This is a genomic window from uncultured Thiocystis sp. (genome assembly GCF_903866365.1).
Lineage (GTDB): Bacteria > Pseudomonadota > Gammaproteobacteria > Chromatiales > Chromatiaceae > Chromatium.
This window is the reverse complement of the sequence record NZ_CAIPNF010000186.1, coordinates 1-8,747: the sequence shown is the minus strand read 5'-3', so window position 1 is coordinate 8,747 and position 8,747 is coordinate 1. Positions and strand designations below refer to the sequence as shown.

The 8,747-nt window shown below is 60.8% G+C and carries 10 protein-coding genes; 6 read left to right on the top strand and 4 right to left on the bottom strand.

Features of this window, described 5'->3' with window-relative positions; all coding sequences use genetic code 11:
* The first annotated feature begins 365 nt into the window (after nucleotides 1-365).
* The 4 genes from QZY07_RS10580 to QZY07_RS10565 all read left to right on the top strand — a co-directional run bounded on the left by QZY07_RS10580 (nucleotide 366) and on the right by QZY07_RS10565 (nucleotide 5,110).
* Entirely contained in the window at nucleotides 366-3,272 is a 2,907-nt protein-coding gene (locus QZY07_RS10580) for a DNA methyltransferase (protein ID WP_295402268.1), read from the top strand.
* Nucleotides 3,273-3,572: 300 nt separating this feature from the next.
* Nucleotides 3,573-3,773, top strand: coding sequence for a DUF2283 domain-containing protein (locus tag QZY07_RS10575; protein WP_295402266.1), 201 nt, complete (start codon nucleotides 3,573-3,575; stop codon nucleotides 3,771-3,773).
* A gap of 256 nt (nucleotides 3,774-4,029) precedes the next feature.
* Complete coding sequence (locus QZY07_RS10570) at nucleotides 4,030-4,230, top strand: hypothetical protein (protein ID WP_295402265.1); 201 nt, start codon at nucleotides 4,030-4,032, stop codon at nucleotides 4,228-4,230.
* A gap of 697 nt (nucleotides 4,231-4,927) precedes the next feature.
* On the top strand, nucleotides 4,928-5,110 hold the full coding sequence (locus QZY07_RS10565) for a hypothetical protein (RefSeq protein ID WP_295402263.1): 183 nt from the start codon (nucleotides 4,928-4,930) through the stop codon (nucleotides 5,108-5,110).
* Nucleotides 5,111-5,379: 269 nt separating this feature from the next.
* Here QZY07_RS10565 and QZY07_RS10560 read toward each other — a convergent pair whose 3' ends face one another.
* Complete coding sequence (locus QZY07_RS10560) at nucleotides 5,380-5,670, bottom strand: hypothetical protein (protein ID WP_295402261.1); 291 nt, start codon at nucleotides 5,668-5,670, stop codon at nucleotides 5,380-5,382.
* 292 nt (nucleotides 5,671-5,962) lie between these two features.
* On the opposite strand from QZY07_RS10560, the gene QZY07_RS10555 reads away from it, so the two are divergent.
* On the top strand, nucleotides 5,963-6,334 hold the full coding sequence (locus tag QZY07_RS10555) for a hypothetical protein (RefSeq protein ID WP_295402259.1): 372 nt from the start codon (nucleotides 5,963-5,965) through the stop codon (nucleotides 6,332-6,334).
* 79 nt (nucleotides 6,335-6,413) lie between these two features.
* Here QZY07_RS10555 and QZY07_RS10550 read toward each other — a convergent pair whose 3' ends face one another.
* Both QZY07_RS10550 and QZY07_RS10545 read right to left on the bottom strand, forming a co-directional pair.
* A complete protein-coding gene (locus QZY07_RS10550) occupies nucleotides 6,414-6,818 on the bottom strand; it encodes a hypothetical protein (protein WP_295402258.1) in 405 nt (134 codons plus the stop codon).
* Nucleotides 6,815-7,021 (bottom strand): hypothetical protein, encoded by a 207-nt coding sequence (locus QZY07_RS10545; RefSeq protein ID WP_295402256.1) that lies wholly within the window; start codon nucleotides 7,019-7,021, stop codon nucleotides 6,815-6,817. Before QZY07_RS10545 ends, QZY07_RS10550 begins: the two co-directional genes overlap by 4 nt.
* Nucleotides 7,022-7,148: 127 nt before the next feature.
* Between QZY07_RS10545 and QZY07_RS10540 the strand changes: the two genes are divergently transcribed.
* On the top strand, nucleotides 7,149-7,667 hold the full coding sequence (locus QZY07_RS10540) for a hypothetical protein (RefSeq protein ID WP_295402254.1): 519 nt from the start codon (nucleotides 7,149-7,151) through the stop codon (nucleotides 7,665-7,667).
* A gap of 665 nt (nucleotides 7,668-8,332) precedes the next feature.
* On the opposite strand, the gene QZY07_RS10535 is transcribed toward QZY07_RS10540, so the two are convergent.
* Nucleotides 8,333-8,716: a hypothetical protein gene (locus QZY07_RS10535; RefSeq protein WP_295402253.1), complete on the bottom strand. Its 384-nt coding sequence runs from the start codon at nucleotides 8,714-8,716 to the stop codon at nucleotides 8,333-8,335.
* Between the last annotated feature and the right edge of the window lie 31 nt (nucleotides 8,717-8,747).

The window sequence follows — 8,747 nt, the reverse complement described above, 5'->3', positions numbered from 1 at the left end:
CCCAGGCAGGAGGTTCTTGATCCGCTCCCATTGATCGTCACGCAGGGCATAGCGACGCTGAGTCATCCGGGCTCCTCGTTCATTTTGAAGTGGTCGGGCGACAATATTCCCACACAACTACAATTGATGACACGCCCTAGATATGCCGTGAGAAAATTGGCGTTAGCAAATTCGCCACGATGCTTTTGAATGAATGCCCGCATGTCAGCGCCATCCCTTTACAAGTGATGAGTGTTGGTTCCCTTTTCCGTGGAACCTGTGCCGAGACCGTCGCATTGAGGCATCAAGACGACCAGCGCATGCCGAAAGATTCCTCACCGTCACAGTGATACTCTACGCGCAGACCTCGCTGCTGGAAACGTACCATGACCCCGGAACAGTTCGTCGCCAAATGGACCGGCGTCACCCTCAAGGAACGCTCGGCGGCCCAGGAACACTTTATCGACCTCTGCCGCCTCCTCGACGAACCCACCCCCGCCGAGGCCGACCCGACCGGCGCTTGGTACTGCTTCGAGAAGGGCGCGAAAAAAGCCGGTGGCGGCGACGGTTGGGCCGATGTCTGGAAACGCGCCTGCTACGGCATGGAGTACAAGGGGCCGGGCAAGGATCTCCAGAAGGCGTTTCAGCAACTCCAGCTCTACACCCCCGCCCTCGAATACCCGCCGCTGCTGATCGTCTCCGACATCGCGCGGATCGTCATCCATACCGCCTTCACCGGCACGGTCCCGGAGATCCACCAGATCAACCTGGAGGATCTGCTCGATCCCGCCCAGCGGCGTTTACTCAAATGGGCCTTCAGCGATCCCGAACGGCTGCGCCCCGGTCGCACCACCGCGCACCTGACCGAAGCGGCGGCGGGTCGTTTCGGCGATCTCGCTCAGGTGCTGCGCGAGCGCGGTCATGCTCCGTCCCAGGTCGCCCATTTCAGCCAACAGATCCTGTTCTGCCTGTTCGCCGAGGATATCGATCTTCTGCCCAACAAGCTGTTCAGCAAGCTCCTGGAGGCTGGACAGAAACGCCCCGACGACCTGCCTGCCATGCTTCAAGACCTCTTCGGCGCGATGGCGACGGGTGGGCGGATCGGCTTCGAGGCGATTGACTGGTTCAACGGCGGACTCTTCGCCTCGCCCGCCGCGCTCCCGCTGGCGCCGGAGGACATCCAACGCCTGCGCGCCCTGGCGGATCTCGACTGGTCGGCCATCGACCCGACCATCTTCGGCACCTTGTTCGAGCGTGGTCTCGATCCCGAAAAGCGCTCCCAACTCGGCGCCCATTACACCGATCCAGGCTCGATCATGCGCCTCGTCGATCCCGTGGTGCTCGATCCGCTGCGAGACGCATGGGCGACCCAACACGCCGCGATCGCCGCGCTGATGGCGAAGGCCGGCGCCGCCAAATCTCCCTCGGTGCGCACCAAGGCGGTCAACGAGGCCCACGCTGTCCTGCAAGGCTTCCTCGACCGGCTCGCCCGCTTCCGGGTGCTCGACCCCGCCTGCGGCTCGGGTAACTTCCTGCTGCTCGCCCTGCTGGGTCTCAAGGATCTGGAGCACCGCGTCATCCTGGAAGCCGAGACGCTCGGTCTGCCACGCAGCTTCCCGCGCGTCGGCCCGGAGAACGTGCTGGGGCTCGAACTCAATCCCTACGCCGCCGAACTCGCCCGCGTCACGGTCTGGATCGGCGAGATACAGTGGATGCTGAACCACGGCTTCTCGCTGTCGAAGAACCCCATCCTCAAACCGCTCGACACCATCCGCCAGCAGGATGCCATCGTGAACGCGGACGGGACCGAACCCGCGTGGCCCGAGGCCGATGTCATCGTGGGGAATCCGCCGTTTCTGGGCAACAAGAAGATGGTCGGGGCACTCGGCGAAGACTATGCCGTTCGGCTGCGCAAGCGATACCAGGGGCGCGTACCGGGCGATGCGGATCTCGTTACCTATTGGTTCGAGAAGGCGCGGGTACAGATCGAGACGGGCAAGGCTCGCCTCGCCGGGCTGGTCGCCACCAACAGCATTCGCGGTGGTCCGAATCGCAAGGTTTTGGCGCGCATCACGGACACCGGCGCGATCTTCGATGCCTGGTCAGATGAACCGTGGATCAACGATGGCGCGGCGGTGCGGGTCTCCCTGCTGTCGTTCGCGACGAAAGATCACGGGCGTTCTGTGCAGTTGAATGGTGCCCCCGTCGCGGGGATCTTCGCGGATCTGACCGCCGCCGAAACGCTGGAGACGGGCGTCGACATCACCCAATCGCGGCGCCTGTCGCAAAACGCTGGGGTTGCCTACATGGCGACGACCAAGGGCGGTGCGTTCGATATCGCTGGAGAGGCGGCGCGCGCCATGCTGTCCGCGCCCAATCCGCACTGTCGACCGAATGCCGACGTGGTGAAGCCCTGGGTCAATGGTCTCGATGTCACGCGTCGACCACGGGATATGTGGATCATCGATTTCGGCCCCGAGATGGACGAGGCCGCCGCCGCCTTGTATGAGCAGCCATTCGCTCACTTGGTCTCCAACGTCAAGACCTTGCGTCAGGAGAACCGCCGCGAAGCCTACGCCCGTTACTGGTGGCGTTTCGTCGAGCCACGGCCAGCGATGCGGGCAAAACTCGCAGGGCTGGAACGCTATATCGCGACACCGACGGTAGCGAAGCATCGGCTATTCTTGTGGCTTCACCCCGCGACCTGCTCCGATCATCAGTTGATCGTAACCGCCAAGTCCGACGACACCACCTTCGGCATCCTGCATTCGCGCTTTCATGAACTCTGGTCGCTGCGGATGGGCACCAGCCTGGAAGACCGGCCCCGCTACACCCCCACCACCACCTTCGAGACCTTCCCGTTTCCCGAAGGACTGACCCCCGCCGACACCATCGGCGCGACCGAAACGCTGGACAGCGGCGCAGTGATTCCTTCCGTCGCTCCGGCGCATCGGCTCCAGGCGCAAGCTATCGCCGACGCCGCCCACCGGCTCAACGCCCTGCGCGAAAACTGGCTGAACCCGCCCGAGTGGATCGAGCGCATTCCCGAAGTCGTCCCCGGCTACCCGGAGCGCATCGTCCCCAAGCCCGAGCATGCCGCCGCGTTGAAGAAGCGCACCCCGACCAACCTCTATAACACCCGTCCAACTTGGCTGGAGCACGCGCACCAAGCTCTCGATGCCGCCGTTGCCACGAGCTATGGCTGGGAGGATTACTCGCCCGCGATGCCCGAGGCCGAGATCCTACGCCGCCTGCTGGCATTGAACTTGGAACGCTCAACCAAGGCGGAGTAGCACCGCGAAGGGCAAACGACAAGAAAGCGGCTCAAGTCAAATGCCAGCAGGATCAAGAGCGAACCTGACGACTGGTCAGACGACCCCCGCGACATCGTGGATCTGCTCCGGCGCGTGGTGCGCGTCAGCCTGGAGAGTGTGCGGATCATCGTTGAGGGGTTGCCGGGGTTGGGTGCGCTAAACTGGATGGCAACGCCGACGCTTGCGGAAAACGTCCGTCGTCGTCATCGGTGTGATCAACGCCCTGTCTGAGGCCGTCGTCAAACGCGATGAACATTGAACGATTTGCGATGACCGATCATGAAAATCGTGTATTACGAAGATGACGATATTTTGTTTATCGAGTTTTCCAAGGCACCGATTCTGCGTGATGAATCGGTCAATTGGAATGTCAACATTGGTTACACTGCGGATGGGATTGGCGAGATGACCATTCTGGATGCGCAAAAAAGCGGATTTTATCCATTGCAAATCGAGCGTGTGATAGCCGATGCCGCTTGATCCTTGATCACATGCGTCGCAGCGTCAGGGGAGAATGACGCCGTCATCAACGCAACGCCGACGCGTGGTGCGGGTGAGCGTGGAGACGGTGGGAACGTTCGCGGGGTTGCCGGGGTTGAGAGCGTGAACGGAAATCGACAGCGGCATTGCCGTAGGGCAGGTACCTGAGTCCCGCCTGGTGGCGGGGACTGGAGCACCGTCGTCGCGGCCACATTGACGGAGTTCAGCGATGCCTCACATAGAGATTACGGTCTACATGCAACACGCCAAAAACCGCGCCCGCCAGATCGCCGTGGAAGATTCGATACGGCGTTACATCCAGGATCCCGTCACCATTCGATTCCGCCCGAGTGCTGATGGTAGCTCAGGCATTTATCAAAACGACAAAATGAACGCGGCTTGGAATCAACTCGTACTCGCCGCCGTCTGTCTCGCCATTCATGGCTTAGACGATTAAGCGAGTAGAAGATTGGGTCGATGCAATCAACCAAACGCGACCGCTTAGTCTCTATCGGCGGGCGATTCAATGCAGCGGCGGCACCTCGCGCTGCGCATCAAGCTGGCGGAAATAGTAGAACTATAGCCATCTTATTAATTATGTGCGCATATTAAATTGTTAAAAATAAAAATTGCGAATAAAAAACAAAGGCTTGCGTATTAATCTATATTTTAGTGTCTGCATATCATATTAGTTGGCTATACCACGGTAGCGATGCTGAGCTAGCGGCCCCGCCTGGCCTGCAATGCGGGACTTGCATTCACTGTCTCAGGTTAGTGGATATTGACCTATCGCCAGAGATGGAAGGCGACTATAGCCGTCTTACGTGATAATCAGACTGACTCCTTGGATTAAAGCTGTATTTTCGGGGCTCTATCGAAGGGTCATGTATGGATATCACATTGGATGGCTAATGTTCCAGCTTGCAAGGCGTTTCCACTGGCAATCTCCGTGCAGATTTTGACAGACGAGACCGACCAGTTGCGGCCGTACCCCGGAGACAACGGCATTTGCTTTGAGTGGGGGTGAGGTGACGGGGCGGAGAGATTCTATCGAGAACAGTCATGACAGACGAAGAGCTTTACGCATTTCTACCACCGCTTGTGGTCGATCAGGTGGTATAACCTCGGCCTATGGCCCCGAGTCAGCAGGGGACTTGCGCGACGTGGTCGGGCACCCGCCGGAAGACGAGGACGATTCGGCGCTTGACTGCGACGACGACCAAGCCGCCTCTACTTACGCCGCGCCGGAAATGTTGACACCATCCGAAGAAAATTGGCTGAGGCAGCACTTAAAAGAGACGGCTGACACGATGCGGAAGATGTACCGGAAAGATTAACCGTGCCCACACCATTCTCCCGGTCGCCTCGCTCGCTGGTCAAGCTGGGCCTATTTTCGCGAGAGTGGGGCGGATCGTCGACCAGAACGCGCGGATGAATTGAGCAGGCCGATCGCCGATCTCTGCAAACCATTGCTCCGATCACGCGTCGCGGGTCCGATCTCGGTTGCTCAACAGGCGTTGATCCCTCCTATACTGCTATCAGCCGCACGACGTTTCGGACGTTGGCCGGGGGGCGCGACACGCATGCATCCGGCAGTGCGGTGTTTCTATGCCGGTTGAGACAAACCGTGCATTGCCGCATAGGCCGTGAGCTGATAGGCCATCATTTGGTAGATCTGAGGGCGGTAGGCATCGCGCTCGTCGATCTGGATCTCCGACACCTGATAGCGGACCCCAAATTCCGCATTTGCCGCCGTTACCCCCTCAATCACATCGGCCGCGACCGGGCGCGGATCGTGCAACGGCTCGGTGCCAAAGCGTAAGCCAAGATAGTGATTGTTAAGGCTCGTCATCCGAGCCGCCTTTAGCCAGTCGCCCTGCTGTTGGATATGCATCATGCGTTCTCGATTGAATGTCGGTGCCGGAAAGCGCTACGGCGCGGCGCGGCTGACGGACCAGGTTGGCGACCCCGGTTAGCTCATCTTGCCTGGCGGCAAGGCCAAGTCAGCCTGATGACTCTCGTCAGCCGCCGCTTGATTCTACATCCGCCGAAGGAGCCGCAGTCGCAACGCGTCGGCGCGAATCGCGGAAATCCCGAGATCGCCCGCCGGTCGGCGTCGGATCGAGGTCGCTGCATCTATACTCCTTCGGCATGGGTGCCATGAAGCCGGATGACGGAAGAACACGCCAATGCCGATGGATGCCGATCAACGCGATTCCTTCGCACGCTATCTCGATGCCAAGAAGCACGATCCTTTCAAACGTTACAGGGAATACGCCTGGTTCCAGTTTTCGATGGACGGCGAAGGGATCGGATTGCGGCAGGCGCGGGAGGCATTGGACGAGCGACTGGCGCAATCCCAGGAAGTGCACGAACTTGATGAGATCGTCGTCGAAGCGGCGCTCGTTAACGACTACATCAATCCCGTCTTGTTGGAGGATCGGTCGGACCAACCCCTAACCCGCTGGTGGTGGCATCTGGGCAAGCTGCGTGCCCGGACCTATCCCGCACACCTGTTACCCGACCATCTGCGGGCGGTCTACGAAGCCGAACAGGATTGAGCGATCAAGCCTCGCGCCAATCCTTCCTCCCGCTTGGGAATCCGGCCGTCCTCGACGCGCCGCGCAATCGTTGCTCGCATCACAAACGCCTCCAGGTCTCCTTGACGATCGTACTGTGGCATGACGGCTCGTCGGGCGCGTCAGGCTGTTGAGCGTCGCGGTCCTCAACACGGTAGATCCGGCGCAGCACGGGCGGAAGCAAGTCCGCTGGATAGGTGCGGGCGCGCAGCGCGCCGAGATGCCACCACCACTCCGCCAAAGGGTGCTCTGGATCGTCCTTCAGCAAGAAGCTTTCCAACTCGTCGGCGTAGAGGATCTCATCGATCACCCAGGTGTCGATATGCTCCAGTTCCGTCTGCTGCGCTCCGGTCAGTGCCAAGGTGCTCAGACGCTGGCGGGTCTGGCGCAGGAATGGCCCATCGCCGACCGCGAGACCAAAACCGACCTCTTCGCGATAGCCACGCAGTGGATCCGCGACGCTCATCGTCGATGCTCCTCGCTCCGTCGCGTCAGTTGGCTGGCGGCAACAACCGTCAGAGTTTGGCGCAAGTATTCGACATCCAGCGTCTCGACCGTGACGGTTCGTGCGAGCCTGACCAGCTGGGCATCGGCCGCCGCGAGTACCTGGCACTCGGTGTCGGTCAGCACCGAGAGCTGGCTCTCCAGCCACTCGCGCGCGTTCAACATGATGAAGGTATCGCCACATTCGGGATCCCAGGTTTCAACGTGGACAGCGTATCCTCTTAAGGTGGAATCAATTTTTTGGCGTAAACCGGGGTTCATCGCAGACCTCGCCAACTCATTCAGGGAAATCATGTTGCCCACCCCCTTGCCGACTGACAAGCCCAACCTTGCCGAGAGCGCCGAAGCGCAGAATGGCACAAGCGTGGTGGGATCTCATCCCGTTGCCGACGCCGTTGATCGTTTTCTAGTCTTGATGGATACCGAGCCGTCAGCGCCGCCCGATTTGGAACCCTTGATTCGCGCCCTGGATGAGCTGGCTTGGCTGGCCCATCAGATCCGGCGTGAGGAAACCGAGTGCGACGATGAGCCGGACGTTGAGGAGCCATCCCGCGATGACTGGCGTGCTTCATTCCGCAAGGCCGCCGCCTGGGTTAGGCAGGTGCGCGCTGACGACCGGGCGGGCCGCGAGGAGATTGTTTGCCCCGAGGTCGACCTCTCCGAGATCATCGATGACCTGGAATTGATCCAGTGGCGCTTCCGCTCGACGTCCGAGGCCGACGCCCTGTTTCACTACGAACTCGGCTTTATGACCCACTGGGGCCACCATCTGCGCACGGTCCAGTGGGCGCTCCATGCCTGGTGTTGGTAGCCCGGCTGAGGAACGAACCCCTGCAGACGTGGCCATTGATGTTGGGCTCCGGCGCGTGGTGCGCGTCAGCCTGGAGGTCGTGCGGTTTGTGGATCGCTGAAATATCTGGTTCCGTTCCAACCAAACCACCAGCGACGCATGGAAAATGCGGTGATGACAGCCGACCAGAAGGGATGCGAGGGTGCAGGGATTGGCCGGACGCGCGGCCAACTCGCACAGCGCGAGCAGGGTCGAGCGCGAAATCCGCAGCCGTTGGCAAACCTCGCAGGGTCGTTAGGCGGTCCAGGCAGGATACGCTCGGCGTATAGGAGGTCGGCAAGCTGCACTTCCGTTCGCGTTCGCGGATCGGTGCAAGGATCGCCCCCTGAGATCACCCTTCACTCTCGTCACGCCCTTCATCGACTTGTCCCTTGCCGCGTCTCCGTGATGACGGATGCCTCAATACCGCGCATGTCGTTTGATCTTGTCGCGTTTTCGACCATGCCCGGCTCAAATCGGGTACGCGAGGGATCATCACGCCCCCCTTCGGAACCCCCTCGGTTTGCCGTACACCACGGCGTTAGCAGGAACGATGGGGACGTCAGGTTGACGGCGAGACGGGAAAAAACGAAGCGGTTCATCATTGACGCCCGCTTAAGAGGGGGCAGGCACAATTTGACTGCTTTTTAACCCTCCAACGTCTTCAACGGATCGTACTCGAAAGTCGGGCGCTTGAACTCCTGATAGACGGCGGGGTTGCTTCGCTGTGTCTCCAACGTCGGGGTCACCCGCAGCGCTGGGGTGGCCACGGAAGCCGCGACCGGCACGACAGCACGCCCTTCCCGCCGGATCCGCGCGAGCGTTTTGGCAAAAGTGCGGGGTCGGATCGCGATCCCGGCGGCGGCAAGCTCGGCGAGGATGTCGGTCGACGACGCCCCCGCCCGCTGGGCGGCCTCGATGTCCGGTAACAGGGCGCGCAGCGACATGGCCACCGACCGGTGCGGCGGATGTTGGGCCAGTGCCTGCAAGCGGGTACGGGCCTGGGTTATGTTGTCTTCATCGTGGGGCATACATTGGGACTCTGTGTCGATCAAAGGGGAT

Coding starts and splice junctions, on each gene's coding strand:
- QZY07_RS10535 (WP_295402253.1), bottom strand. CDS start 8,716: ATGCCCCACGATGAAGACAACATAACCCAGGCCCGTACCCGCTTGCAG.
- QZY07_RS10545 (WP_295402256.1), bottom strand. CDS start 7,021: ATGTTGAACGCGCGCGAGTGGCTGGAGAGCCAGCTCTCGGTGCTGACC.
- QZY07_RS10555 (WP_295402259.1), top strand. CDS start 5,963: ATGCCGATGGATGCCGATCAACGCGATTCCTTCGCACGCTATCTCGAT.
- QZY07_RS10580 (WP_295402268.1), top strand. CDS start 366: ATGACCCCGGAACAGTTCGTCGCCAAATGGACCGGCGTCACCCTCAAG.
- QZY07_RS10575 (WP_295402266.1), top strand. CDS start 3,573: ATGAAAATCGTGTATTACGAAGATGACGATATTTTGTTTATCGAGTTT.
- QZY07_RS10560 (WP_295402261.1), bottom strand. CDS start 5,670: ATGATGCATATCCAACAGCAGGGCGACTGGCTAAAGGCGGCTCGGATG.
- QZY07_RS10570 (WP_295402265.1), top strand. CDS start 4,030: ATGCAACACGCCAAAAACCGCGCCCGCCAGATCGCCGTGGAAGATTCG.
- QZY07_RS10540 (WP_295402254.1), top strand. CDS start 7,149: ATGTTGCCCACCCCCTTGCCGACTGACAAGCCCAACCTTGCCGAGAGC.
- QZY07_RS10550 (WP_295402258.1), bottom strand. CDS start 6,818: ATGAGCGTCGCGGATCCACTGCGTGGCTATCGCGAAGAGGTCGGTTTT.